The organism is Streptomyces sp. NPDC025806, assembly GCF_055558275.1.
Genome location: NZ_JBVHMU010000041.1, coordinates 1 through 23584, shown reverse-complemented (window position 1 = coordinate 23584; position 23584 = coordinate 1). Strand labels below are relative to the sequence as shown.

Sequence of the window (23584 nt, the reverse complement as noted above, 5' to 3'; positions counted from 1 at the left end):
TGGATGATGAGGCGGCCGTGACGGATGTCGTCGTAGATCTTCTGCGCGTCGGCTGAGACCTCGCGGATTTCCTCACGCGAGCACCAGGGCATGGGTGACAGATGAGAGGGTCTGGCGGGTGAGTGAGACACCGAAGAACACCCTGCAATACCGCTTTGACGGGCCAGAAGACGCCCCGGTCCTGATCCTGGCTCCCTCACTGGGCACCACCTGGCACAGGTTGTGAATGCCGTCCAGAGGCGTCCATCCATTCTCTTAGGGGAGTGTTTGTCCGGTTCTGGAATCCCTGGCGCGTGGGTGTCCGTTGGGTCTGTGACTTGCGTGTGACTGTTGAGGCGTGACTAAGCCCCGCCGGCGTGGTGCCGGCGGGGCTTCGTCGTGTGGCGGGTCAGCGGGACTGGTGAGCGCATCTGGTGCTTGGTTGTCCTCGGGCGCACCGCTCCCGAGGACGCGCAGGAGGGACGCACTGACGACGCGGGATGCCCGAAGCTCTACAGCCCACTGCGCGGCGCCGACGAAGCGCAACGCATCTGGCATGTCTCCGAGGAATTCACCCGACTTGAATACCCGCGTTAGCAGCCGGACTGGCCGCGCATCCGGCTGCGGATTCTGCGCCGCGACGCACACCGCTGCACGCACCGTGAGCAGTACGGGGAGCGCTGCGGGGAACCGGCCACGGACGTGGACCACATCGTGCCTGGCGATGACCATCGAGAGGCCAAGCTTCGAGCACTCTGCGGGTTTCATCACCGGGCCAAGTCGTCCCGTGAGGGCGCGCTCGCGCTGGCGGCCAGACGTCGGCAGATCGATCGTCGGTTCCGTCGGGCCGAGGCACATCCAGGGCTCATCTGAGTGGCGGGTTCTGACCCCCTCCGGATGAGGAGACATCGCCCTCCTCCGTCTCTGGCGCGGGCGTTGCCGGATCGCAGCCCTCGCCCCGCCTCCGGAGTGCCTGTCGGGCTTTCTGCGCCTCACAGACCAGCTCGGGAAGCTGCCTCATCAGTGAAATCAGCAGGGTCACCAAGAGGCTCAGGACACCGAATGCGCCGAGGATGAACAGCGTGATGGAATTCCAGTCCACCGGTTCGAAACGCCTTCCTGTAGGGCGGTCGAACCGGCATGCAGCAGCCTCAGTTCGACCACCAAGATCGTGGTCGCTGAGGGACTGCCGACGCTGAGCAAATCCTCTGGTGCGCTGTCAGCGCCTACAGGACGGGGCCTCTCCTTGCTCGTGGAACACGACGCCTCTAGTGAAGGGGTTTCGAGCCCCCGCAGGCGCTCCGTTCACCGTGCGTCACCGGCGTTCAGGCGCCCCGCCAGGGGAGTAGCGCAGGTTGCCGACTGCGCAGTTGGCGCGTGCAGTAGCGAACCTCAGTCGGTTTCCCACAGCACGTGCGTACCAGCATCATCTTAGCCAAGGTCACCGCGTCGCACGGCGCTACTTCAAGACACGCATGTCCGCCCCCAGGCACAGGAAGGCCCGACTGCACGAAGCAGCCGGGCTGATGCAACCCAGAGCGCAACAAAATCAGAAACCGATTACGAGTTACAGGTTGAGCGCTCTCATGATGACGTGAAGGAGATCTTGAATGCGATCAGGGTCTTGGGCGAAGCTCCAGACCCCGATCACCATGACACCGATCGCGTAGCACTTCTGAATGTGGCCAATCATTTGCCAAACGGGGCGAAACCTTCGCCACGCGCGAGTCAGGCATCGGCCTGTCTTCCTGGCGATCTTGGATGTCGCCCTCCAGGCGCGAGTCGTGGCTTCGTATGTTGCGATGGCGAAACGCTGAACGTAAGTGAGCATGGGTTGCCTCCCGGGTAGGGGATGGATTCGATGATCATCTGAAACACCTCTCTTGCTCTGGGTCGCCCGCCTGTAGCGGTGGTATGAGCATGGTAGCGATGGCATTACTACGCGCATAGATGTCTCACTCGATCCAGGACGCCTGGAGGGAGTTGAGCGCATGCCGGGCCCCGTCCCCAACCGCGAAGCCGACCTCGCTCGCCCGCGCGAGCGCAAGGGCGCCGACGTCCAGTCCGTAACGCGCGGCGTAGCCCGACCGGCCAAGGTGCCGAACGCCGACCGGAACTGGCACCCCATCGCCAGGCGCCTGTGGGACTCGCTCAAGGAGTCCGGTCAGGCCGACTTCTACCAGCAGTCCGACTGGGTCCTGGCGTACTCGTTGTGCGAGGACCTCTCCTTCTATAAGAAGGCGGGGAAGCGGTCGGGCCAGATGTTGCAGACGATCTACTCCGCCTTCGAGCGCCTCCTCGTCGCCGAGGGCGACCGGCGTCGCGCGCGCATCGAGCTGAATGAACCGGAGCCCGAGGTATAGTCCGCGGCCGTTCTGGCCATCGCCGATTACAAGAAGGATCTCGGGCTTGCCGAATGAGCGGCGCGGGGCGGTCGTCACGACCGCCCCGCGATTGCCTGCTACGCCCGCTTCTTCACGTAGGCGACCGCAGCCATGCCCGCCGTGAAGATGAATCCTGCCGCAGCGGCACCGGAGGTAACTGCGGTGACGTGTGCCTGCCCGAGGGCGGCGAAGCCGATCCCGACGGCGAGACCGGTGATCACAGAGATCTGGGCGACTACGACTACGTGGTACACGCGGTGGTCGCAGGTTGAAGTGGTTGCAGACAAGGTAGGCCCTCCCATGCTTTGCCGGTGCGTCGCGATCTGAGCCAGGGCAGGGTTGACCCGCCTGTTGGCCTAGGAATGCGACGTCGCCGCCCGAAGGGCGTCGCGACAGGAGAGCGCCGGCCAGGCGCCCCTATCGGTCTTCTGTGGCTGTGCCGTAATGCTCGGTCATCTGCACCGATGCCCCTCGTCTTCATGGATCTTCAACCTCAGTGAGTATGGCCAACTCATCGGGTGCCCAAGCGGGTTGACGCCAGATGGCGCAGGGGGTGAGCCTCATAGCCTCATTCCCGCCCTGGCTCACGAGCAGATCGATGCTCTCGAACCGACTCTTCTCGGTCTGACCTAGGCGAAGGGGGCAGACGCCCCCTGAAGCTCCCTGAGCGCACGCTCGGTTGGCAGGTCGCCGGTTGGTGCGCCGAGTATCTGAAGGCGGAGGACGGCGACCCCTGGCGCTTCACGCGCGAACAGCTCCGCTTCGTGCTCTGGTGGTACGCGGTCGATGACACCGGGCGTTTCACCTACCGCAAGGGCGTGCTTCAGCGGCTCAAGGGCTGGGGCAAGGACCCCCTCCTGGCAGTGATCTCGCTCGTCGAGTTCGTCGGCCCGAGCCGCTTCCTGCGCTGGGGCTCGGACGGGAGCCGGTCGGTGTTCCCCACCCACAGGCGTGGGTGCAGATCGCGGCCGTCTCGCGTGATCAGACACGCAACACGATGACGCTGATGCCGTCGTTGATGGGTCTGCCGCACGATCGGGTGACATCTGAACTGGCTTGCCCTGTGGGGCGGGTGGGAAGGATGTCGCTGTGCCCAAGCCTTATCCGCAAGAGTTCCGCGAGGATGTCGTGCGGGTCGCGAGGAACCGCGGCCCGGGCGTGACGGTCGAGCAGGTCGCCGCCGACTTCGGCGTCCATGCGATGACACTGTGGAAGTGGATGCGTCGGGCGGACACCGATGACGGAATGAAACCCGGAACGACCAGCCAGGAGGGCACCGAACTGCGGGACGCACGTCGGCGGATCAAGCTGCTGGAGCAGTAGAACGAGGTCTTGCGTCGGGCCGCGGCCTACCCGTCCCAGGCGCATCTGCCGGGAAAAGGAACTACCCGCTCGTGAGAGAGCTGGCCACCGACGGAATCCCCGTCACGGTCGCGTGCCGGGTCCTCAAGCTCGCCAGGCAGCCCTACTACCGGTGGCTCGAACGCCCGGTGAGCAACGCCGAGTTCGAGCAGGCCGCTCGCGCGAACGCACTGTTCGACGCCCACCGCGAGGATCCGGAGTTCGGCTACCGCTTCCTGGCCGACGAGGCCCGTGACGCCGGGGCCGGCATGGCGGAGCGGACCGCGTGGCGGATCTGCCGGGACAACCAGTGGTGGAGCGTGTTCGGCAAGAAGCGCGGGCGGGGCAAGAAGGCCGGCCCGCCGGTCCACGACGACCTCGTCCGCCGGAACTTCGCAGCCGACCGGCCGAACCGGCTGTGGCTGACCGACATCACCGAACATGCCACCGGTGAGGGGAAGCTGTATCTCTGCGCGGTCAAGGACGTCTTGAGCAAGCGGATCGTGGGCTACTCGATCGACTCCAGGATGAAGTCCCGGCTGGCCGTCACGGCCCTGGACAACGCCGTGGCCCGACGCGGCGATGTGGCCGGCTGCGTGCTGCACAGCGATCGCGGATCGCAATTCCGCTCCCGGAAACTCGTCCGGTCGCTCGCCCGCCACCACATGGCCGGATCGGCCGCTGTTCGAGCACATGATGGACGACCTCCTCGCGCTCTGGTTATGGGGGTGGTTCCCCGTCCTGGGCCGGGATTCGCAGGAGGACGAGGAGGACACCTCGCCCTGGTCGACTGGCCCGTTGATCAGCGAAGCCAGTGGCCCGCTGATCTATTTCCCCTTGCGGTGGAGCATGGCCCAGGAGGCGTCTGCCCACGCGGCAGCGGTGGCGGAGTCGATGGGGCTGGTCTGCTTCGATGTGCAGCAGGACAGGCTCAGGCCGTGAGCAAAGGTATTAACCGGCGGTAGCAGATGAGGGCTACGGATATGCTGGCGAAGGCGAGGAAGTGTTCGGCCTTGCGCTCATAGCGGTGGTAGAGCCGGCGGCAGCCTGCCAGCCAGGACGCGGTTCTTTCGACCACCCAGCGGTGCCGACCCAGCCTTTGTGAGGACTCAATGCCCTTGCGAGCGATGCGGTGGCGGACGCCGCGTGCTTTCGCGGCATTGGGCGCTCGCCCGTCACCGTTTTTGCCGGCCCGAGGCGACTGAGTATTCCGGCATCCGGGTGGGACGGTGCAACCTGATGTGCCATCAAGTCGATTACGTAGACATGCAATCCGATCGTGATCTTGTGGAGTACAACCGTGAGCAGGCTCACGCCTGAGACGGGCGATTGGGTCCTTTGCGTCCGCTCATGTCTGGTTGTCATGTGCTCGCGGAGCCACGTAGGACTACCCCTCGACATCAAACAAACTGTTGAAGGGGGAGCTTTGTCTTCTCGCAGACGACATGGAGGCGTGATGCGGCGCGCCGTTCTGCCGGCCGCGCTGGTCACCGTCCTGCCGTTGGCCTGGGCGTTGCCGTCCGTGGCAGCGCCCGCAGAGAACGGTGAACCAACCTTAGGAGCCGCTTCCGCCAAGGCTCATCAACCCACGAAGGCGGAGATCGCGAAGTCCGATCTGACCTGGGCCACGCGCCATTCCAGGGGAGGGATCCCTTGGGCGCTGGCCGAGGCGAAGAAGTCCAAGAAGCGGACTCTAATCCCGAATGAGACGACGCCGACGCGGCTGACATACGCGAACCCGGACGGATCGCTGACCACTGAGTCGACGCTGGCACCAGAGCGCATCCAGCGCGAGGGGAAGTGGGTCGAGGTCGACGCAACGCTCCAGGCTACGGGCGGCAAGGTGAAGGCGAAGGCTCACCCGAACCATCTCGCTCTCTCCGACGGGTCCGGGACGCCGGCGAAGTCGCTGAAGGCCGCACAGAGTGCTCCGGCGACCGATCTGGCAACGATCGGTGGCGACGGCGAGCAGATCACGCTCCAGTGGAAGGGTGGTCTGCCCGAGCCGGACCTCGACGGCGCCACCGCCACCTACAAGAACGCGGTGCCCGGCGCGGATGTGATCGTAGAGGCAACCCGTACGGGCTTCGAGCAGTACACCCAGCTTCATGAGCGCCCCGACAGCGCCTACAGCTACACACTGCCGTTGAAGGCCGAGGGCCTGCGGGCCAAGGCGAACGCCGATGGCTCTGTGGCCTTCACCGACACGGCCACCGGCGCGCTGAAGGCCACCATGCCAGCGCCGGTGATGTGGGACGCCTCCGTCGACAAGGTCTCCGGCAAGCACGAGAACCGCCATCGTGTGGCGATGAGGGTCGTCGATCACGGCGACGGGGCAATCGACCTCGTCGTCACCCCGGACGCCGAGTGGCTCGCCGCCAAGGACACCAAGTTCCCGGTGACGATCGACCCGTCGACCTCGGCACTGGGCAACACCTTCGACACCTACGTCCAGCGCGGTGAGACGACCGACCTCGGGTCGCAGACGGAACTGGACTGGGGCAACCCCGGCACCAAGAATGCCGACGGAACCACCCGCCTCGCCCGCACCCTGATGACGTGGAACACCGAGCCGTTCGCTGACGCGCTCATCACGTCGGCGAAGGTGGAGTTCTACAACACCCACTCAGGGAACACGGACTGCACGCCGTACGGCTGGGACGTGTGGAACACCACCGCCGGATCATCAGCATCGCGGTGGACCGCGCAGCCGGACTGGCTGCAGAAGTTCTCCACCTCCACCGAGACCAAGGGCAACGCCCAGGGCTGCGCGGACACGTCCGACGGCTGGATCAAGGCCGATGTGAAGGACCTGGTCCAGACGTGGGCGAGCGCGAAGCAGACCCGTGGCTACATGGGTGTGCGTGCCGCGGAAGACGACCCCAAGGCATGGAAGATCGTCAACTCCCGTAACGCGACGGCCAACCAGCCGAAGCTGACGGTCAACTACAACTACCGGCCCGGTGACGGGACGGCACAGCAGGCCGGCGAACCCTTCAAGTCCTACGCCGGGGTCTGGGCCGTGAACTCCACGACCCCGACGCTGCGGGACAAGTTCACTGATGCCGACGGCGACAAGGTCAGCGGCAGCTTCCAGGTCTACGACGCGGCCACGAACCAACCCATCACCACCCCGGCCGGCGACGGAGTGCTCGTCTCCGCCGACGTCAACCCCGGCGACTGGGCCACGGTGAAGGTTCCCGCCGGTCAGCTGGTCGACGGCAAGACCTACAAGTTCCGCACCAACGCCTACGATGGCACCCACTACAACCTGAACTGGTCCCCGTGGCGGGAGTTCGTCGTCGACACCACCGCCCCTGGCGAGCCGAGTCCGGTGAAGTCCCAGGAGTACCCGGAGGGTGACTTCGGCGGCGGCGTCGGCATCGCTGGTTCGTGGACGGCTGTCACTGCGAGCGATGCGAATCGGCTGCAGTACCGTGTAGACGGCGAGGACGCGGATGCGGAGGCAGGTGCAACTGGCCGGGGTACATGGGCGACCACGAACACCACCACCTCCGGCACCAGCACGTCTGGAGCGTTCTCCGTCACGCCCAGCGCCGACGGTGCGCACAGCGTAGAGACGCGCGCCGTGGACCGGGCCGACAACGTTGGCCAGACTGGCGACTACGGCTTCATGGCCGGTGCCGCACCCGCCACCCGCGCACACAAGGTGGACATCACGCTGAACGCCCCGGACAAGTCCGCTGTGGATCCGGCGCACTTCAACAACCCCTACCCGGCGTTCGGCTGGAATGGCTGGGAGACCAGCTCGCGCGCTCTCAAGACCGAGCAGGACCTTCCGGCACTGGTCTCGCCCAAGAAGCGAACCTTCGACCGCGGCGACGTAACCATCAGCGTGACGCCGATCAAGCAGCGGACGAAGGCCGCGGCCGACTCCATCAGGCGGTCGAATGAGAAATACGGAGCCGCGCCGTCGACCCTCGCCTACACAGGACCGATTCTCGACGACTCTTGGTGCAGCACGACTCTGAGTGATCAGAAGTCGTTCCTTCGCCGCAGCGAGGCGTGCCTGCTGTTCACCTGGGACGTCGAAGGCACCTCCAAGACAGGGACGTACAAGCGGTCCTATGAATTGATGTGGCAGCTGAAGCTGGACCCGGCCGGCAAGACCATCAAGCACTGGCTTCAGATGAGTCCGGTGTTCGGCTCCGAGAAGCCCGGACTGCCCTGGCCCGGCACGCCGAAGGCGAACAGCTTCGCGATCCTCGCCCTGTGCGCTGCGGGGTGCACCGACAGCGAGCAGGGGTTCGACTGGGAGACGGGCCGTTCGCCGTCCTGGAGCGGCGGTCTCGATGATCACATTGCGCAGGGCAACGCAGAAACCACATGGGACGGCAGCGTCACCAATGCCGCCGGCGGGAAGGACGCGGACCTGTCGAAGATCATGAACATGGCCATCTACACCAAGATGACCACCGACACGCCGGACATGACGCTGCCGATCAAGGACTGGGCACAGTCACCGGTTCTCAAGACACGATGCGACAAGGTGTACGGCACCGGGGGTTGCACCATCCCCGACTACAAGCCCGGCTACGCCATGAACTCCAAGAAGTTCCCGGCTGCCGCGGCGCATGCATGGCTGATCCAGAACCGGCTCCAGCCGGAGTTCTTCGGCCAGACCCCGGTGACTCCGCTGCACTACATGCCTCCGAAGACGCGAAACAGCGCGAACCGCAGCGAGACAGCCAACCGGTACCAGATCTGCTACGGCGCCCAGGCCAACAAGATGATCTACCACAAGGACACCGGCTTGTCGCCGGAGTTGGCCAGCAAGCTGACCGATCGACGGTCGTGCGACGAGTACCCCTTCAACTCCACCTACGAGTCAGCGGGCATGCCGGCACCAGACGGCAAGAACCCCAAGCCCGTCTCCTCAGCACTGCAAGGACGAGAGTGCGTGCAGACGTACGCGCCGAAGCTTGCAGACGGCACCTGGAAGCTCTACGACGATCTGCGATTCGCCGCGCCCACCTGGGACGAGACCTGCGGCCGGTCGTCGATGTCGCTCAACCAGAACTCCCAGTCCATGGCCGGCTTCGGCGGGTTCGCTTCCACCTACCGGCTGTTGGATCTGGACGGCTACTGGGTGGACATCGACGGGTTCCAGGACTGCGACAGCTCTGCTGACGTGATCAAGTGCACTCAGCGACCCTGACCAATGACGCAGAACCGTAGGAAGTGATCGGCAGGTGTGGGCTCCGGTTCGCTGGGGCCCACACCCGCCGTTCTTGATCACACACCGGTCCACCCGTCCGCCCGGTGAGCGTCGACCACATCCGGCGCATCAGTGTCCACCCAGCCCAACCCATCCCCCGTCGGCGAGATGAACGGGGCATGGCCTTCCATGGACTGGCACCCGGCGCCGGTCGCCAGAGCTCGGGCTGCATCGGCGAAATACTCGCCCACCCGAAATCCCGACGCGTCGAGCGTGCCCGCGTCTGACCATGACCCCATGTTCCCGTCATCGTCCACCCACACCCCGAACATGTCGGCATCGTTCACCTGCGACAGCAGCGGGAAGCGAGAACGCGGGTCGTCGGGGTCCGCGTACATGTCCACGTGCCCGCACAGCTCGACGGCACGCTCCAGGGAGACCCAAGCCAGCTGACCGGGCAGGAAGCACACAGCGTTCTGGTAGCGCCAGAACGGATCCGCCGGATCCGGCGGCACATCCTGCGGATAGTCGGCGAAGTACTCAGGCTCGTGCACTCCGTCGTGGCGGAGGTACAACGCGCGCAGCACCGGCGGAAGCTGCCGGCCCAACTCACGCTCGGCGGACACCAGCTCGTCCGCGGATGCGGGCGGGCGGAGCATGCTGTGGGACAGCGGTGCAATACGCGCGAGTTCCGCCTCGAACCGTTCCCAAGCCAACGTCGTCTCTTCTGCGCTCATGACCGGCCACCCTACGGAAGAATGCACCGACTGGACCAAGGCCACTTCCATGAGCCCGTTGTGAACAAGAATGGAGCAGTCTGGTGACTATGTCCGTACGTCGTACGGCACACCGCCGAGCAGTCAGCCTCATTGCGGCTCAGGCCGGCAGGGCGGCGGTCAATTGAGCGCGCGCCGGTGGGTCATCACCGCGTGGGGCCTACTGTGCCTTACAGGCGCCGTCACCACCACTGTGCTCACGGCCGAGCCCGCCGGACAGACGAACTCACCAACTTCGAAGTCGACTCCACGCGCCGTGGACTGCCAGGAGATCGTCGACAACATCGAACAGGTCCGTGCCAAAGCTGAGCGGGAAAGACAGGAGATTCTCGACCCCTCAGCGCCCAACTCGCGTCGCGGCACGATCACCTTCACTTCAGCGGCAGTGCCCTCAGAATGCGCAGATCTCGTCGAAGAGCACCGCATGAGAAGCCGATGACACGGGACGAGGCGCAGGGAACCTCCCCTCCAGATCCGGTGCCGACGGCACGCTCTTGTCCGCGACCGTCGTACGGACCGTCCGCCGCAGGCGCCGGCCGGCTAGCCCACGCTCAGAGACGCCAGAACCGCCTGCTGGCGCCGGGGTCCGGCGGTGGGCGACCGCGGGCTTCGACAAGGCCCGGCACAAAGCGAGGAACGCCGTCGAGCGGGCGATCGACAAGATCAAGCAGTTCCGAGCCGTCGCAACTCGCAATGACAAGCGCGGGTACGTCTTCACCGACACGGTGACAGCCGTAGCCCTCCCCATCCGGCTTCGCTCATGGTCAAATCCCTTATCGCGCCAGGTCGTTGCGCGTCCGGATGACCTTGTTGATCACGCGGCGGGCGGTCTCATCCGGCGCATCGACGCCTGCCTCGCCGTGATCGGCGGCATCCCTGCCGGAAGAAAACAGGGGCACCGGCGACACGTACTCGACCACAGCCCGGTACGCGGTGGCGTCCATGCTGCCGTTGAGTACCGCCAGCCGCAGGGCCAGGAGTTCCTCCCCCTGATGGCACCCAGCCCAGCCAGCGCAAACGCGCCGGACAGCACTGTCAGCATCGGCCTGATGGCACTGGAACAACCCCGTGGGCTGGTCAGGAGTGTCGGCGTCATAGCGCCGGAGCTTTGCGTATTCCTCACTGGCCCAGACCCCCGCGGGAACATCGCGACGATAGGGGCAGCTGTCGCAGGGGCGCGGCGCGGGAGGGCGAAGTGACGAGGACACACGGCCAGTATGACCGAGGGCCCGTGATCCGAGGGTCACTCTCTAGTGGGCGGCCTCGTAGCGTTCCCGAACCGAAGCGGGCACGCGACCACGCTCGTTCACTTCGATGCCCTGCGACTTGGCCCAGTTCCGAACCTGTTCGGCGCTGGGGCCGTCAACTACATTCTTTGCGAGGGACTTCGCGTTGGCGCGCTTGCTGCGGCCCGTCTTGCGGCCGGCCTCGATAAACGGCCCCAGGACGTCCGCCAGCTTGTCGTAACTCTCGGGGGAGAGGTCAATCTCGTAATTGACGCCGTTCAGGGAGAAATTGTGAGTAGATACCTCCTGAGATTCATTCCCAGTGAGGTCGTCGGTGTAAATGATGATCCTCTTCTGTGCCATGCCGGGATCGTACACCGGTCCCCCGTCCAGGCGCTCCGTGTTCCAGGGACCCTTCAGTGGCTGCCGGCAGTGATCGACGAAATACGCCGCAGGGTCGGTTAATCCGACATGTGAGCGTGCTACCCGGTCTACTAGGAGGCGCACATGGAATGGGAGAAGTACGCCGCCCGTCTCGCCGAGCAGGTGACGGACCCCACCTCCCGCTGGCGCGAACACGTTGCCGCCGTGCCGAGACATGAATTGGTCCCTCACTGGTGGGAGAACATCGCCGGAGGGTGGGATCTGAGAGATGGGCGGGCAGACCCCGAGGCGTGGGCGGCAGCCGCCTACGCGGACACGTCCCTCGTGACGAGCATCGGCAAGCACCACGCCGACCATGCCGTACTTGGTGCTCGGGCAGAGGGCATTCCCACCAGCTCTGCCACCATGCCCAGCCTCGTCGTCCGGATGCTCCAACTCGGGAGGCTCAAGGAAGGGATGAGCCTGCTCGATCTCGGAACCGGCGCCGGCGGTCTCACGGCCTACGCCTGCCGGTATCTGGGCAGCGAGAACGTCACCAGCGTCGACGTCGACCCGCTGCTCGGGAACACAGCGGCGCGCCGCCTGTACCGGATGGGGCTACGCCCACGGTTCTTCACTGTGGATGCTACTCGGGTGGTGCCGGGCTCCCACGACCGCATCATTGCGACGGTGGCGCTGCAAGCCGGCGAGCCACTCGTCCCCATTCTCAGAGCACTCAGCCCCGGGGGCCGGCTGGTGACCACGATCGCGAATACGTCGCTGGTGATCACCGGGTGGAAGCAGAAGGACGGAACCGTTGGGGGTCGTGTCGAGCCGGAGATGGCCGGCTTCATGAAGGTCCGCCACGGGCCCGACTATCCGAATACGCTCGCAAAACTGCTCCAGACGGCGTCCGAGGCCGACAGCAGGCCGTGGGCTGGAGAGTACCCGGTCTTGGATGTTGCGGACGCGTGGGAGCTGCGGTCGATGCTCGAAGTCACCACCCCGGGTGTGGAGCTGGCCTTCTCCTGCGACGGCGCCTCCAAAACCGCCTACCTCCTGCACAAGGACGGCTCCTGGGCGCGGGCGACGCAGCGTGAGTCCGAACCTCCGCAAGTCCGTGAAGGAGGCCCCCAGCGGCTGTGGTTGCAGCTCGAACGGATCCGCCGGCGCCTCAACGATGAAGGCCGGCTCCCGCTGCTCGGCGCGCACGCTCTGATCACTCCAGATGGAGTGGTACGACTCACGCGCGGCCATTGGAGAGGTGCGCTGGGAGCCGTTGAATAGCTGCACAAACCCCAGAACCGATCCGACACCGCAGGGCGCGACAGAACGCCCGCCAGCCACGGCCTGCGCTGCGCAGACAGGATGGCGGACGCCGATCATGGGCCCCATCAACTCGACGCTCGAATCAGGGCCTGCGCGTAAGAAGGCGGTAGCGAACGTGTCAACCTCCATGGGTACGAAGGCGACAGTGCGCACGGACTTGCTGTTGGTCTGTCCTTCCACCGCGTGCAGATATGCGACCGCGGCCAGCGGTAGGGCCAGTGCCACAGAAGCCTGGACCAGCCCCCTCGGGTTGCCTGCCCGTAGTCGATAGTCCTCTGTCCCTCCCCCCCCAAGATGCGTCGCGCATGCGCGAAGAATGAAGCCACGGCGGCCCACCATCCGCTGAATCGGCGAAGTGCAGCGATTTCAGACAAGGCGTTGGCGCAGTACATTCACCCCCACCACCGCACCCTGGGGGACGCATGAAGTGGGCCATGACCACCGACTACGCCACGTTAGTCAGCGCCATCATCCTCGGATCACTCGCCGCCGGCACCGTCCACACTTACAACCTCGTCCGAAAATGGACCAACGTGTACACCGACGCGGCCCGCACCGTAACAGAAGCGCGCAGTCGCGCCATCCGAGCGATCCGAGACGGTAACCAGCCCAACCCCAAGGACCTTCAGGTTGCCGTCGACACCCTCACCGCGCCCCGCATCCTCCTGGTCCGAACCCTGAAGGCCAACTTCCTCGTCATGCCCTGGATCGGGCTCTGCGCCATCCTCATCATCACTCAGATCGACATCCTGAAATGGATGGCCGTTTCCAAACCCGAAGGCGACCCGGGTCTCGCCCGCCTGTCCTTCTATGTCGCCTCCGCCGCCGTCATCCTCCTCGTCGCCGAGGGCATCATCCGCGCGCTCACTCACGCGATCAAGCACGCCCTTGATACCAGCAGAATGTTCCGTGAAACGAAATCCGAAGAGAACCGGGCCTGGCTCTCCGCCATCTCGGAGCACATCCGGAACGACACGGGGCAGAGCGAACCGAACCAAGGCGCCGGTACCTGAAGAGCACGGCGGAAAGCGAGCAGCAGAAAGCCCCCACTCAGACCGGGTGAGCGCGTTCACCTGGCTACGCAGGCAGGAGGGTCCTTCATCGACGGCCAGATCTGGTCGCCCGCTCCTACCGCACGAGGTGGAAGACATGCCCGACTAGAAACCCACAGTCGGCTCGTTTCGTTCTCCGCCTGATTCAGTTGAGGGCCTGCTTCAGTAGCAGGTTGAGTCGATCAAGGAGTGGAGTGCTCGAATTGGAACGCGCCGATGCCTGGTCCTGGCTGCTTCAATCGAGCACCGTGGCTACTTTCCGTGTGCCCCAGAGGATGTGGAGTGCCGCATTGCTCGGTGTGACGGTGACGGTGTCAGTGGGGGCAAGTTCGATCCGGGTGACTGTGTCTGCTTCGGCTCCGCATGGTTGAGTGACCGACTGCGCAGGGGAACCGCTGCTGCGCTGGTGCTGGACAGTGAGGTGGCCGGCGCCAGTGCAGGCGACCACGATTCGGGTGGGCACTGTCCCTGGACGTGCCGCGATGTGGATCACGCCGTCGCTGCCTGGGCTCATCACGGTGCGCTCCGGACGCCATTGCGCGTCCACGTGCCGGGTCAGCCGCTCGGTCAGTTCACCTTTCGTATCTGTGGCGTGGCGACGCGGTTCGGCAGGGGGTGTGCCTGCCGACGACAGGTACGCCGTCAGCGCGACAGCCAGGACCATCACGACGAGGAGGGGCCACAGCTTTGAGGGCTGTGGGGTGGGATTGTCCATCTGTTGTTGTGTCCCTGAGTTCGCGGCGGACCTCAGGGCGATGGGCTTGCCCTGGTCAGTCGGCCGTTGAGGCGAGGTCGGTGAGCGCGGCAACGATGAGGAGAGTGGCCTGCTGGCCGTAGACGGCCTGTGATGCGAGCTGGTCGAAGGTTTCGCGGTACAGGCGGGTCTCGCTGGGCTGGGTGATCTGCAGGAAGGCGGAGACGAGTTCGACACGGACCTGCCGGTCATCGAAGATCCAGAAGTCCTCGACCGGCCAGGTCACGGTCCGGTCTGCCGTCTGCGGAATGATCCCGAGACGGATACCCGGGCCGGAGTTCTGGAGGAGATGGGCGAGCTGTTCGATCATGGTTTGCCGGTCGACGACCAGATGACGCAGTGCGGCTTCCTCCATCACGATGTGGAACTCGCGCTCCGGTTCCGCGAGGAGCTTCTTGCGGCGCATCCGGTTCTGGACGGCCGCTTCCAGGTCGTCGGGGCCGGGGCGTGGGCCGCCGCGGATGTGCCGGCGCTCTTGCAGAGAGCTCAGGACGGTGCGTGTGTAGTCCTCGGTCTGCAGCGGTGCGGGGATCATGCACTGGGCGTATCCCTTGAACACGCGCGTTCCTTCCCAGTCGGGGTAGGCCGTGGTGTGTACGCGCGTGAGGCCCTCCTGTTCCACCTCCCGCCATTCGCGGTGCCAGACGTGGATGCCGTGGGCGGCGTTGAGGAGATCGTCGGTCTGGTCTTCGGCGTCGCACAGCCTGGCCCACTTGATGATGTCGGAATCGGATGGCTGGACACGCCCGTTCTCGATGCGGCTGCGCTTGGACTCGTGCCAGCCGGCGGCCTCGGCCAGGGCGCGTCCGCTCATGCCCTTGGCTTCACGGAGGCCGCGGAGCCGCTTGCCGAGGGCAATTCGTGCGCTGTCGATGCTCGAAGACTTCAACACACGCACAGTGTGCGCCGTGCAAGGCCCGCATGCCACCTGTGTGGTGATGAAGCCTTGCACGACGCGCAAGGTGGATCAGGTGATGGTGACCTTGCACGAACAGGTGGGCTCGTCTTCTCCCCTGGGAAACAAGGGGAGAAGCCTCTTGGGGAACTCGATGACGGTCTCGTGGTCGGGCACCGATATGGAGGCCAGACGCGTGGCATCCTGGACCTTCCAGGACTGGAACAAGTAGGTGCCCGCCTCGTCGTCGTAGTACAGAGTCGGGCTGTTGTTGTCCGGACTCTCCGGGTCCTTGCAGAGCAGATGCAGCGCCACGAGTGCCTCCATCAGGTCGTATGGGCGAACTGATCCGAGCTTGCAGCAGCATTAGGGCCATAACCAGGTCGTGGCGTGCACTTGCACGGCAAGTTTCTCGTTGAGGCGGGATCTTGCAGATCCTTGCGCAATAATTCAGCCAAAGGGCGGGATCTGTGCCATCAGGCTGCAACCTACGAGGTGAGCGTTCAGGTCGAGCAGCCAGGGTTCGTGCGTGGTGCGAGGCAGCTACCAAGGTGCAGTCCGCCGTCACCGGACACGCCACCGAGCAGGGCCTCAACCGGTACGAGGTCGAGGAGACGCTGCGCCAGCTCGTCAGGCACCCACCGAAGCCGGAGGCGTGAGCGGCCACTCCCGGCCACCCTCCCACTCCGTCAACGTGACCAACGCCGTCGCTGCGCCTGGGCGTAGCTCGCCCGCTTCCGCTCGGCGACGTAGGCGTTGGTGAGCGATTCCGCACTATGGCCATAGATGCGCTGGACGCGGGCCGTATCTCAGGACCAGCCGCTCGGATCGTATCCGCCCATAGCGGACGTGCGGGAGGTGCGGTCGCGGGAGGACGATGAGGGGGAGGCGCGGGCCTTCGACGGCCCGCCGCGGCCTGCAGAAGAGGTGGTCGACGTGGGGCACGACTTCGCGGCCGGGGCATCGCCTGAGAACAAGCAAGCGGTGACGACCGACCCTGGCGGGCTGCTGGACCTGCTCGGCGTCGCGGCCGTGCTGCTGGACGATAAGGGCCGGATCATGTTGTGGAGCCCGGAGGCGGCGCGGCTCTTCGGCTACAGCCCGGCGGAAGCGCTGGGCCAGTACGCGGCAACGCTCCTCGTCGACCCGCTGCACAAGGACAGGGTTCTGGAACTGTTCGGGCGGGTGCTGGCCGGAGAGACCTGGGCGGGGGCTTCCCTGTGCGTTGCAAGGACGGCACGGTGCGGCGGACGGAGTTCCGCAACGTCCCACTGCAGGATGACCGGCAGCGCACCTTCGCCCTGGGTATCGCCGCCGACCACGAGCAATTGCGCGAGCTGGAGACGGGGCTGGCTCTGACCTCGCGCCTGTTCTACAGCGCTCCGTTCGGGCTGGCTGTCCTCGACCCGGACCTGCAATACATGCTCGTCAACCCGGTCCTGGAGAAGATCCACGGCCGACCGGCCGGCGAGACCGTGGGGCTGCACCCCCGCGAGGTCATCCCCATCCCGGACACGAGCCGGATCGAAGCAGCGATGCGACACGTCCTGGCCACAGGGGAACCCCTGCTGAACCAGTCCATCCTGAGCACCACCCCCGCCGACTCGGACCCTCACCGCGAGCACGCCTGGTCCACGTCCTATTACCGACTGCAGGACCCCGGCGGCCGCATCGTCGGCGTGGCGGCCACGGTGATCGACGACACCGAGCGGCACCGGGCCGCCGCCGAAGCCGCACGCGCACGCGGGCGCCTCGCGGCCCTCGCCGACGCCGGCGTGCGCATCGGCTCCCCCCTCGACCTGGAGCGCACCGCCCACGAGGTCGCCGACATCGCGGTCGACGACCTGGCCGACGTCGCGGCAGTGGACGTCCTCGACGTGATCTTCACCGGGGCCGACCCCGCACTGCCCGACCTGGGGCAGGACGCGGCATTCCGCCCCCTGGCAGTCGCCGCCCGCCCGCCGAGCGAAGCCGTCCACGCCGCCGACCCGGTCGGCGAAGCGACCCACTACGCGGACGACCGACTGGTCACCCAGTGCGTCAGGACGGGCCGCCCCGTCCTTGTGCCGCACTTGACCGCCGAGACCCTCAAACGCCTCGGCAGCGACGCCGACTCCGAAACCCTGCCCCGCTCCGGCGCCCACTCCTACCTGGCCGTACCGCTCACGGCCCACGGCTGCGTCCTGGGCGCCCTGTGCCTCCTGCGCGTCCACAACCCGCTCCCGTTCGACGAAGACGACTGCGCCTTCGCCTGCGAACTGGCCGACCGTGCCGCCATCTGCATCGACAACGCACGCTGGTACCGCCACGAGAGAGACACCGCCCTCACCCTTCAACGCACCCTGCTGCCCCGACGCGTCCCCGACCGTCCCGGCCTGCAGATCGCCACCCGCTACTGCCCCGCCGGCGACACCTCCGCCATCGGCGGAGACTGGTTCGACGCCCTCCCTCTGCCCGACGGCGGCACCGCCCTCGTCATCGGCGACGTCATGGGCAGCGGCATCACAGCCGCCGCCACCATGGGACAACTGCGCACCACCACCCGCACCCTGGCCCGTCTCAACCTCCCGCCGGCCGACGTGCTGAGCCAACTCGACTTCCTCACGGCAGAACTCGAGACCTCGTTCGCCACGTGCTCCTATGTCGCCTGCCAACCAGCCACCGGCCTGTGTGAGATCGCCACCGCCGGACATCTGCCACCCGTACTGTCGCGCCCCGACGGCTCCGCGAAGCTCGTCGAGTTGGACCCTGGGCCCCCACTCGGCATCGGCGGTGCAAGCTTCACCACGCGCCGCCTCACCCTGGACCCGGGCAGTCGCCTCCTGCTGTACACGGACGGCCTTATCGAGACGCGCACGGACCCCATTGACACCCGGCTCCAGGTCCCGGTCGACCTGCTCACCGGCCCCAGACGCTCCCTCGAGAGCACCTGCGACTTCCTCCTGGGACACCTCCGCCACACCGGCCCGAGCGATGACGTCGCTCTGCTCCTGGCCCAGCTGACTCCAGGGGCCCGGGAAGCCAGACCTGGACTCAGCCGCCGTGGGTGACGACAGCCTGAAGCGGCACCCGGCCCAGCTCCATCCGCGGCTGGCTCACAACCCCCGGCCTCGGTCACGGAAGAGACTGGTGCTCCTGGGCATCCGTAGCCGTGGCGGTGGGGCAGGCAGGGGCGTACGACAGGCGGACACGCTGCTGTGCCGGCCCGGCCCCCGTGGGTCCGGGCCGACACTCGCAGGGCCTGATCGGTGGGAACCAGGCTCTGCGTGCGGGCGGCAATCACGGGGTTCTGTCCCCTCCCCGTGGCCTCACGCAGGCAGCTCAACACCCGAACCTGCGGAAAGGTTTCGCCTTAGCGTCCTGCGATCCGATGCTCGCGCGTGGACCGTGCCCCGTCGGCAAGCCGACGAGCTGAACATTGGTATCCAGGGGTGGGGCTTGATGCCGCAGACGGGCGGCTTCCTGGCCGGCCGGCAGCGCTACGAGTCTGCAGCTCCAGTGGGGGCCAGGCGGCCCGCAATGAGCAGTGAACGGCGCATCAGAACCGGACACGCGGGTGTGCGCCGGGCTGGACGCGACGCGCCCACGAGTGCTTGGCGCTGACATCTGGCTTCCACAGTCTTCGTCTGCCAGGTGACACTTTCGCTTTCGCGAGCTTACGAATGGAGAATCGAAGCATTGTTCGGTGTAGAAAATCTGTACTGGTCGCAGTAGACAATCGTCTTAGCGAGGGTTAGCGTTCTCTGTGTAGCCCAGAAGTCGAAGGGCGCGGCAGGGACGAACTGCCGTGCGTTCAGGTCGAAGTAGGAGCGGCCCGGCAGTGGAGTGGCGGAGCCGGAAGAGAGGGTTCTTCCGCTGGCTGCCGGGCCGAGCGGCCCCAGGGGTCGCGGAGTCAGTACAGATGGATTGATCGAAAGAGTAAGGAGCGGACGCCATCAGGATCGCCCGGGCACGGACGGAGTCCCCCCCGGGTACCGCAGGCCCCGGATTGGAAGGTGGTCCCCGGTCACGCAACCGCGATCCCCGCAACCCCGCCCGCCCGGGCGGACCTGCGGAACAAGAAGGCCGGCGCAGTCAGCCGGTAGATGGTGTTAAAAAGCTCGGGGCCCGGGCGCCATGCGGCGCTCGGGCCCCTCGACGCGTCCCCGGAAGAAGAGGTCTATGCCCCCTCGCAGTACCCGCCCCGTCGACAGGTTCGACGACGACTATCCCGCGTACACCATGGGCCGAGCCGCCGAGATGCTCGGAGCCACCCCCGCCTTCCTGCGCGCCCTGGGTGAACATCGCCTCATCACCCCGCTGCGCTCCGAAGGCGGCCACCGCCGCTACTCCCGCTACCAGCTGCGCATCGCCGCCCGCGCTCGTGAACTCGTCGACTCCGGCACACCCATCGAGGCCGCCTGCCGCATCATCATCCTCGAGGACCAGCTTGAGGAAGCCCAGCGCATCAACGAGGAACTCCGCGGCCACCGAGCGCCCTCGGCCTGATGCCGCCCCGGCGCCCTGGGCCGTCTCGGTGAGGTCATCCGTTGAATCGGCCCTGGGTGTGGGCGGTGCGGGACGACGGGCGTCGGTGGGGTGGCTCGATGCTGCTGTGGACCACGAACCGTGGCGCTGGTGCGCTGCCGGCGCGCAGGGCCACGTCGACGGTGCCGGCGAAGGTGTAGTTGTTCTCGGCGGCGTACCGGCGTACCTGTACCGCGAGTTGCCGCTGCACCTGTGCCTGATGGGGGATGAGCTGATGGTGCGCGTTCTGGGGCAGCACGACGACGAAGACGTTGGGGACGACCCTTCGGTGCCGGGATACGATCAGTGCGTTGTCGTCGCAGTGCTGCCGCAGCATCCGGATCACCTCTGCCTCGCGCCGTGGGCGGGGAAGGAGCAGGGACCACACAGGGGCGCTCCAGCGTTCGAGAATTGTTTCGACGTGGCACAGGATCGGCATCGTTTGCTGCTGCCCCAGGGCACGCAGGGCATCGTCGCCCGTACGGGTGGCAGGGACGGCCTTCGCCTCTCCGGCTCGAGCGGCGGCGCGCAGGGCTAGGTTCAGTGCGAAGTGGGTGCGGGCTGTGGTGGCCATGGGGGGCGCTGCTCTGTCGGCAGGGTCGACAACGAGCGCCCCACGGTGGGGTGAACGGGCAGCAGGATGTTGCTGCCTGCCTGGTTGATCAGTTCCGTCAGATGGCGGCCGGGTCCGGCCAGCAGCAGCATGCCGCGGCGGCGCTGGAGCAGCCATCGGGCGGCCAGCAGACAGTTCAGGCCGCGGGAGTCGCAGAACACCAGCGCCGTCACGTCGAGCACGAGGTGCCGGTGGCCGGTCAGGACCCGCCTGACGACCGCTCGCAGGAACACCTGCTCACAGGTGTGGTCGAGTTCATCGCTGACCCGTAGTACCGCGCAGTGTTCACAGGTGGCCAGCTCGCTGACGTGCAGGCGGCCCGTGCTCGTCGTCATCGAGCCTCCCTGAAGGTGATGCCCATAGCCCGCTCCGCACCGGCAGGGACCGCCGGGTTGGAATGGGATCTGCTTTGTCATGCGCCTTCCCACGACACGGCCCCTTACGCCCCGGCAGACATGCGTCCGGCGTCGAGTCTTACGGCCGTCCGGAGCCGGTCGACGCTGCGGCGGCCCGGGCTACGAGCCGCCGGACTGTTGCCGTACCCGGGCCTAGAGTCCGCGGTCCGTCAGCGAGCCTGGCGCAGGACTCCGGCCACGACGCCGGCGGTCGCCGTCACGACCGAGACCGGCGGCATCACCCTGCGCACCACCGTCTGCCCCCACGCCCACCCCGCCGTACCAGACTGTGGGCCGAGGCGAGAGGAATCCTTCCTGCTCCCGCTGGCCGCCGCATGCACTTCGCGCAGTTCGAGGCACCTGGTGCAGGTTCCTGCGTCGTGATCTCCCGTGCCAACCCAGTAGGCCCCGGCCAGCTCAGCCACCTTGCCGCGCTCCTCGTCCCCAAGTTCCATGCCACGCTCAACGACACAAGCCCGCCCGCGCAACGGCAGCGCCGAAGCCGACCCCCGTCCCTCACACCCACCTGCGGAATGGGCTCGCCAAGGGGCCGCACCGGGCGCCTGTCGCACACACAGGCTGTGCCTCGTGCGGGGGAATCCTTTATGTGTCGTTGCCGGCCCCAAGCTGATCGTCATGTCAGATTCGGCGTGACAGTTCCACGGTGCGCTAGGCGTTCCAATTTGCGCCGGGATTGTCGCTGGGCTTCCTTCTGCCTGCTTGCAGGGGCGCCGTATGGCAGCGCTGCCCCGGCAGGAGGGAGGAGGCGACGCCTCTCACCTGTGCCTTCCCGCGCAGGTACGGCGCCGCCATTGCCGGCTCGGGTGTCTTCAGCGGGCGTCGTTGTCCTCTTCTCCGGCCGCTGGAGACCCCCGAGGCCGTGTCATTGCGCTGCTTTCGACTCCCTTGTGGCAGTCTCTTCCCGGCAGCCCTTGGGGTTCCGGTGAGGTGACGTGTCACAGCGACGTGCTTTCCGATTCCGGGTCCGGTTCCCCCGGGGCGGCCACACGGTCTCCTTCAGGACACTGCTTCCACGCCGTCCACGTTGTGTCCGTGAAGGTGCCGGGCCTGTACCGTCCTGGCGGGGTGTGGCCCAGCGGGCACCAGCGGTGACAACTGGACAGCGCACACCGATCAGGAGCCCGTAGTATCGCGGCTCGGATCTCAAACACAGCACCGCGATTCGAGTCGCAATGGCAGACCTGTGCACACCGACCGAAGATCGGTTGCATGACGTATTCAGACAGGCTCAAGGTGGTCGAGGATCCTGCATCCGACAGGGATTCTCTGCATTGGAGTTCAAGCAGCAACTTTCCGTTGCTCACCTCCGGCTGGCCGGAAGGGGAAGTCCACGAAGGCTGGTGGCCTTTCTGGCATTCCCCGCAGACGCGTGAGAAGCAGTCTCGTTGGATTTCTGGTTCGAGGAGCGAGCGCACGAAGGCGGAAGAGTCTGCTCGCCGGTACCTGGACAAGGCAGCTGGCGATCGCCTGTAGGTCCAGAGGATGCGTGTGCTGGATCCTGGCTCGCCCGTGCCCTGCAGGATCCGGGCCAGGTGGGAGTGAATGTAGATGGGAGGGCCCCGACCCGGTCTGCCGCGGATGTGAGCGTGGTGGCGAGGTCGGTCAGGTGCGCGGAATCAGCCAACACCTCTGCCATACCCTGCCGCCATGCGACTTCGGGGCCAGGCGGCCCGTGATTGCTCTGCCAGAGTGCCACCAACGTGGAGACGGCGACGAGCAGTTCGTCAGGCTTCGAAGGTGCAGAGGTTTCTGGCCAGGGCTGAGTTGCAGACTCGGTCTGTGAACTCGGCAAGCTTTCCCCAGAACTTGTCCCGCGCTACCTTCCGTGCCATGTCCGAACCCTCCCGCCCGTTACCGGGCCGGTCAGCCGCCGAGCTGAACGCACAAATCCGGGACTTGATGCTGCAGACTGGCGGCCCCTGGACGACCGGCAGCGCCACGAGTACACCGCCCTGGTGGCAGCCTGGTGGTCCGCCGTGAACCGAGAACGGCCGCTACCGGCACACGCCACCGTGCACCTGCCCCCCGCACGGGCCCTGTGCCGGACAGGATCTGACTGACCGTCGCGCTGGCCGCCTCGGATGAACGACGAGACGATGCGTACGTCCGCGGGCGATCCGGCGGTAACGGGCGCGCGATGTGAGGAGACGAGGGGGCCTGGCGCTGACGGGGGACGCAGCGCCAGGCCCTCCACCTCACACTAACGCCTCTCGGACAGCCGGGTTCAGTGGCATCGGCGTCTGCGGTCTGTGCCTCGGAAGCCAGACATCCGGTACGCCCCGCGTTGTTCCTGGAAACCGGGTGCTGTGTGCACCCCCTTGCCCGTAAGGACACTCAACTGCGGGAGGCCGCCGCAGTCACTCCACGGTTGCTGCCCGAGGACGGAGGCTTGCCGGCGACGGCGACGGCGACGCAGAGGGCGCTGTGGTCCGCAGGCGTTCCGCGAATCCTGCCGCGCCACGCTCCATGTCCGCGTGGCGGGGGACACCGTCCGCATCGACTGGCGCCCGCGGGCACCGGCTGACGCCATCGGCTGCCCGGTGCGCCGTGTCGGTCGATTCAGTCTGCAGGGGGGTGACCCTACGAATGTCCGCGGGGTTCCCGTAGGAACACGGCTGTTCAGGAAGTGCTACACCCACGGCGTGTCCGGCGGCACCGCTATCCTTCCCTGGTCGTGGGGGAGGGCTGAGGAGCATGTCTGCAGGCATCAGGCCGGGTCGGTCGGTGGGCCGTGGCCGGTACGTACTCGAAGAGCTGATCGGCGAGGGCGG

18 protein-coding genes and 1 pseudogene are annotated in these 23584 nt (G+C 66.4%); 9 read left to right on the top strand and 10 right to left on the bottom strand.

Annotation, left to right across the window (positions count from 1 at the left end):
- Positions 1–1970: 1970 nt before the first annotated feature.
- Positions 1971–2342, top strand: a complete 372-nt coding sequence (locus ACZ4E1_RS39825) for a phage terminase small subunit (RefSeq protein ID WP_467548825.1) — start codon at positions 1971–1973, stop codon at positions 2340–2342.
- 98 nt (positions 2343–2440) lie between these two features.
- Here ACZ4E1_RS39825 and ACZ4E1_RS39820 read toward each other — a convergent pair whose 3' ends face one another.
- Positions 2441–2650 carry a hypothetical protein gene (locus ACZ4E1_RS39820; RefSeq protein ID WP_467548823.1) on the bottom strand — a complete coding sequence of 70 codons (210 nt, stop codon included), beginning with the start codon at positions 2648–2650 and terminating at the stop codon, positions 2441–2443.
- Between the two features lie 802 nt (positions 2651–3452).
- Between ACZ4E1_RS39820 and ACZ4E1_RS39815 the strand changes: the two genes are divergently transcribed.
- Both ACZ4E1_RS39815 and ACZ4E1_RS39810 read left to right on the top strand, forming a co-directional pair.
- On the top strand, positions 3453–3686 hold the full coding sequence (locus ACZ4E1_RS39815; protein WP_467548821.1) for a transposase: 234 nt from the start codon (positions 3453–3455) through the stop codon (positions 3684–3686).
- Positions 3687–3757: 71 nt separating this feature from the next.
- Entirely contained in the window at positions 3758–4669 is a 912-nt protein-coding gene (locus ACZ4E1_RS39810) for an IS3 family transposase (protein ID WP_467548819.1), read from the top strand.
- On the opposite strand, the pseudogene ACZ4E1_RS39805 reads toward ACZ4E1_RS39810, so the two are convergent.
- Positions 4636–4857 (bottom strand): annotated as a pseudogene (locus ACZ4E1_RS39805) (IS5/IS1182 family transposase); the annotation flags it as partial. The gene ACZ4E1_RS39810 and the pseudogene ACZ4E1_RS39805 overlap by 34 nt on opposite strands.
- Positions 4858–5160: 303 nt before the next feature.
- On the opposite strand from ACZ4E1_RS39805, the gene ACZ4E1_RS39800 reads away from it, so the two are divergent.
- Positions 5161–8883: a DNRLRE domain-containing protein gene (locus ACZ4E1_RS39800; protein ID WP_467548817.1), complete on the top strand. Its 3723-nt coding sequence runs from the start codon at positions 5161–5163 to the stop codon at positions 8881–8883.
- A gap of 77 nt (positions 8884–8960) precedes the next feature.
- On the opposite strand, the gene ACZ4E1_RS39795 is transcribed toward ACZ4E1_RS39800, so the two are convergent.
- From ACZ4E1_RS39795 to ACZ4E1_RS39785, 3 genes are all read right to left on the bottom strand, one after another.
- On the bottom strand, positions 8961–9620 hold the full coding sequence (locus ACZ4E1_RS39795; protein WP_467548815.1) for a hypothetical protein: 660 nt from the start codon (positions 9618–9620) through the stop codon (positions 8961–8963).
- 812 nt (positions 9621–10432) lie between these two features.
- Positions 10433–10867, bottom strand: a complete 435-nt coding sequence (locus ACZ4E1_RS39790; RefSeq protein WP_467548813.1) for a DUF6283 family protein — start codon at positions 10865–10867, stop codon at positions 10433–10435.
- Positions 10868–10909: 42 nt separating this feature from the next.
- Complete coding sequence (locus ACZ4E1_RS39785; RefSeq protein ID WP_467548811.1) at positions 10910–11248, bottom strand: histone-like nucleoid-structuring protein Lsr2; 339 nt, start codon at positions 11246–11248, stop codon at positions 10910–10912.
- 144 nt (positions 11249–11392) lie between these two features.
- Between ACZ4E1_RS39785 and ACZ4E1_RS39780 the strand changes: the two genes are divergently transcribed.
- Complete coding sequence (locus ACZ4E1_RS39780) at positions 11393–12535, top strand: methyltransferase domain-containing protein (RefSeq protein ID WP_467548809.1); 1143 nt, start codon at positions 11393–11395, stop codon at positions 12533–12535.
- 476 nt (positions 12536–13011) lie between these two features.
- Complete coding sequence (locus ACZ4E1_RS39775) at positions 13012–13590, top strand: hypothetical protein (RefSeq protein WP_467548807.1); 579 nt, start codon at positions 13012–13014, stop codon at positions 13588–13590.
- Positions 13591–13864: 274 nt separating this feature from the next.
- Here the strand turns inward: ACZ4E1_RS39775 and ACZ4E1_RS39770 are convergent, their stop codons facing one another.
- Genes ACZ4E1_RS39770 through ACZ4E1_RS39760 form a run of 3 tightly spaced genes read right to left on the bottom strand, consistent with a single transcriptional unit; the run spans position 13865 to position 15593 of the window.
- Positions 13865–14344: a hypothetical protein gene (locus ACZ4E1_RS39770; protein ID WP_467548805.1), complete on the bottom strand. Its 480-nt coding sequence runs from the start codon at positions 14342–14344 to the stop codon at positions 13865–13867.
- Positions 14345–14399: 55 nt separating this feature from the next.
- Positions 14400–15335: a helix-turn-helix domain-containing protein gene (locus ACZ4E1_RS39765; protein ID WP_467548803.1), complete on the bottom strand. Its 936-nt coding sequence runs from the start codon at positions 15333–15335 to the stop codon at positions 14400–14402.
- A 15-nt stretch (positions 15336–15350) separates the two neighbouring features.
- Positions 15351–15593 (bottom strand): hypothetical protein, encoded by a 243-nt coding sequence (locus ACZ4E1_RS39760; RefSeq protein WP_467548827.1) that lies wholly within the window; start codon positions 15591–15593, stop codon positions 15351–15353.
- A gap of 471 nt (positions 15594–16064) precedes the next feature.
- Here ACZ4E1_RS39760 and ACZ4E1_RS39755 point away from each other — a divergent pair, with 471 nt between their 5' ends.
- The 3 genes from ACZ4E1_RS39755 (at position 16065) to ACZ4E1_RS39745 (ending at position 19766) form a co-directional block, all read left to right on the top strand.
- Positions 16065–16637 (top strand): PAS domain S-box protein, encoded by a 573-nt coding sequence (locus ACZ4E1_RS39755; RefSeq protein WP_467548801.1) that lies wholly within the window; start codon positions 16065–16067, stop codon positions 16635–16637.
- Entirely contained in the window at positions 16520–18328 is a 1809-nt protein-coding gene (locus ACZ4E1_RS39750) for a SpoIIE family protein phosphatase (protein WP_467548799.1), read from the top strand. Before ACZ4E1_RS39755 ends, ACZ4E1_RS39750 begins: the two co-directional genes overlap by 118 nt.
- A 1111-nt stretch (positions 18329–19439) precedes the next feature.
- On the top strand, positions 19440–19766 hold the full coding sequence (locus tag ACZ4E1_RS39745; protein ID WP_467548797.1) for a MerR family transcriptional regulator: 327 nt from the start codon (positions 19440–19442) through the stop codon (positions 19764–19766).
- Between the two features lie 34 nt (positions 19767–19800).
- Here the strand turns inward: ACZ4E1_RS39745 and ACZ4E1_RS39740 are convergent, their stop codons facing one another.
- Positions 19801–20358, bottom strand: a complete 558-nt coding sequence (locus ACZ4E1_RS39740) for an FhaA domain-containing protein (protein ID WP_467548795.1) — start codon at positions 20356–20358, stop codon at positions 19801–19803.
- Positions 20325–20732, bottom strand: coding sequence for an STAS domain-containing protein (locus tag ACZ4E1_RS39735; protein WP_467548793.1), 408 nt, complete (start codon positions 20730–20732; stop codon positions 20325–20327). The genes ACZ4E1_RS39740 and ACZ4E1_RS39735 overlap by 34 nt, the downstream gene beginning before the upstream one ends.
- Between the last annotated feature and the right edge of the window lie 2852 nt (positions 20733–23584).